At 66.7% G+C, this 2472-nt stretch carries 3 protein-coding genes and 1 pseudogene; 3 read left to right on the top strand and 1 reads right to left on the bottom strand.

Annotated elements, in window-relative coordinates:
• A pseudogene (locus A8G00_RS25760) lies at window positions 1-244 on the bottom strand (cold-shock protein); the annotation flags it as partial.
• Between the two features lie 247 nt (window positions 245-491).
• Between A8G00_RS25760 and A8G00_RS24600 the strand changes: the two are divergent.
• Genes A8G00_RS24600 through A8G00_RS24590 form a run of 3 tightly spaced genes read left to right on the top strand, consistent with a single transcriptional unit; the run spans window position 492 to window position 2331 of the window.
• Window positions 492-1109, top strand: coding sequence for a ribonuclease D (locus A8G00_RS24600; protein ID WP_025552208.1), 618 nt, complete (start codon window positions 492-494; stop codon window positions 1107-1109).
• A gap of 11 nt (window positions 1110-1120) precedes the next feature.
• Window positions 1121-1768, top strand: a complete 648-nt coding sequence (gene lptC / locus A8G00_RS24595) for an LPS export ABC transporter periplasmic protein LptC (protein ID WP_044661371.1) — start codon at window positions 1121-1123, stop codon at window positions 1766-1768.
• Window positions 1768-2331 carry an LptA/OstA family protein gene (locus A8G00_RS24590; protein ID WP_025552210.1) on the top strand — a complete coding sequence of 188 codons (564 nt, stop codon included), beginning with the start codon at window positions 1768-1770 and terminating at the stop codon, window positions 2329-2331. The genes lptC and A8G00_RS24590 overlap by 1 nt, the downstream gene beginning before the upstream one ends.
• Window positions 2332-2472: the final 141 nt, after the last annotated feature.

Here is a 2472-nt window from a genome sequence, read left to right as displayed (position 1 = left end):
CGCGACCACCGCCAAAGCCGCCGCCACCGCCGCCGCCGAAACCGCCACGGTCGCCGCCGAAGCCACCACCGCCGCCGCCACCGAAGCGGTCGCCGCCGCCGAAGCCACCACGATCACCACCGAAACCGCCGCGGTCGAACCCACCGCCGAAGCCGCCACGGCCGCCTTCATAGAAACTGTCGTCGCCGAAACTGTCGCGCTTGTCCTTGCCGCGCCCGCCGCGGCGACCTCTATCAAAACTCATGCCCTGTTGGTCACTTTCGCTTCGCCCCAGACTAAACCAGACAAGCATGTCGGGCGAATGACATGCAGAATCCACCGCTCACGCGCGGTTTGGGAATCACTATATCAACTTTTCCGGGACAGGCGAATGATTTTTGAGGCGGGCAAAAGGCCTGAAAATGGCGGCTTTGCGACCGCCCCGGTCGCCTTTCGTTCCCGGTCGCCAAGGGGCGATTGCGAACCGGCGGCTTTGGCCATAGAGGGGAATCATGACCGTCCATTTCCATGAAGAGGATTTGCCCGAGGGCGTCCTTGCCCCCGGCCCGATCGCCGTCGACACCGAAACCATGGGGCTGATCACGCCCCGCGACCGCCTGTGCGTCGTGCAGATCAGCGACGGCGGGGGGGACGAGCATCTGGTCCGCTTCAACCCCGGCAGCGATTATGCCGCGCCGAACCTGCGCGCGGCGCTGGCCGATCCGGAGCGGCTGAAGCTCTATCATTTCGGGCGTTTCGACATTGCGGCGATCCGCCATTATCTGGGCGTGGTGGCGGCGCCCGTCTATTGCACCAAGATCGCGTCGCGGCTGGTGCGGACCTATACCGACCGGCATGGCCTTAAAGAACTGGTGCGCGAGCTGCTGGGGCAGGAGATCAGCAAGCAGCAGCAGTCGAGCGACTGGGGGGCGCCCGTGCTGTCCGACGCGCAGAAGGATTATGCGGCGTCGGACGTCCGGTACCTGCATGCGTTGAAGGCGGAGCTGGACAAGCGGCTGGTGCGCGAGGGGCGGATGGAACTGGCGCAGGCCTGTTTCGATTTCCTGCCGCACCGGGCGGAGCTGGACCTGGCGGGTTGGCCGGAGATCGACATCTTCGCGCATATGTGAGGGCTGAACCCATGTCGATACAGGCCGATCAGCAACGCAATGTGCGCCGTCACTGGGCGCGGCCGGGGGGGAGCCACGACCGCCTGGTCGGGCTGCTCAAGAACTGGTTGCCGGTGTCGGTGGGCGTGCTGGCGGCGTTGCTGGCGACGGCGCCCTTCACCGGGGGGGACAAGGTGAGCTTCGTGCTCGACAAGAACAAGGTCGAGGTGGCGAAGGAACGGATGCGCGTGACCGAGGCGCTCTATCGCGGGGAGGACAGCAAGGGACAGCCCTTTTCCCTGCGGGCGGGTTCTGCCGTGCAGAAGAGTTCGCGCGAGCCGATCGTCGACCTTAACGACATGTCGGCGCGGATCCTGCTGTCCGACGGGCAGGCGCTGCTGCGGGCGCAGAAGGGGCGGTACGACATGGATACGGAGCGGGTCGCGATCGACGGGCCGGTGCAGTTCCAGTCGGAGGGCGGATACCGGATGACCACGCGGGACGTGGGCGTGGACCTCAAGACGCGGCGGATGCAGAGCGCGGGGCGGGTCGACGGGCGGATACCCATCGGGACGTTCAGCGGCGACCATCTGGAGGCCGACCTGAGCGCGCGGACGGTGACGCTGAACGGGCGGGCGAGCTTGCGTATCGAACAAAATGGTCTCAAAGGGCAAAGGTGATGAGAAAGCCCCTTCTTTTGCTGTCGCTGGGCGCGTTGGGCGCGGCGGGCCTCCTTTATGCGGGGGCGGACGCGCAGGTGCTGAAGAATCATGACAGCAATGCGCCGGTCAACTTCACCGCCGACCGGATCGAGGTGCAGGACCGCGCCGACCGCGTCGTGGTGTCGGGCAATGTCGAGGTGACGCAGGCGGGCATGACGCTGAATGCGGCGCGGATGACGGTGGCTTACCGGAACCAGCCGGGGGGCGGGACCGGGCCGGGCGGCGTGGAGATCGACCGGATCGATGCGTCCGGCAATGTCGTGGTGCGCAAGGCGGACCAGACGGCGAAGGGCAATGTCGCGATCTACGACCTCAACAGCAGGCTGATCACCATGCTGGGCAATGTGTCGCTGACGCAGGGGGCGAACCGGCTGACCGGGGGGCGGCTGGTGATCGACCTGACCAGCGGGCGCTCGACCGTGGACGGGCGGGCTGCCGGGGGCGGCGGTCCGGGGATTTCCGGGAGCGGCTCGGGCGGGCGCGTGTCGGGGACTTTCACGGTGCCGCAGCGGAAGGATTGAGCCGGGGCGACGTAAGGAGCTTGGGCGACGTAAGGAGCTTGGGCGACGTAAGGAGCTTGGGCGACGTAAGGAGCTTGGGCGACGTAAGGAGCTTGGGCGACGTAAGGAGCTTGGGCGACGTAAGGAGCCTGGGCGGAGTTG

This window comes from Sphingobium sp. SA916 (assembly GCF_002894065.1).
GTDB lineage: Bacteria > Pseudomonadota > Alphaproteobacteria > Sphingomonadales > Sphingomonadaceae > Sphingobium > Sphingobium fuliginis.
This window is presented reverse-complemented; position numbering and strand designations above follow the sequence as displayed.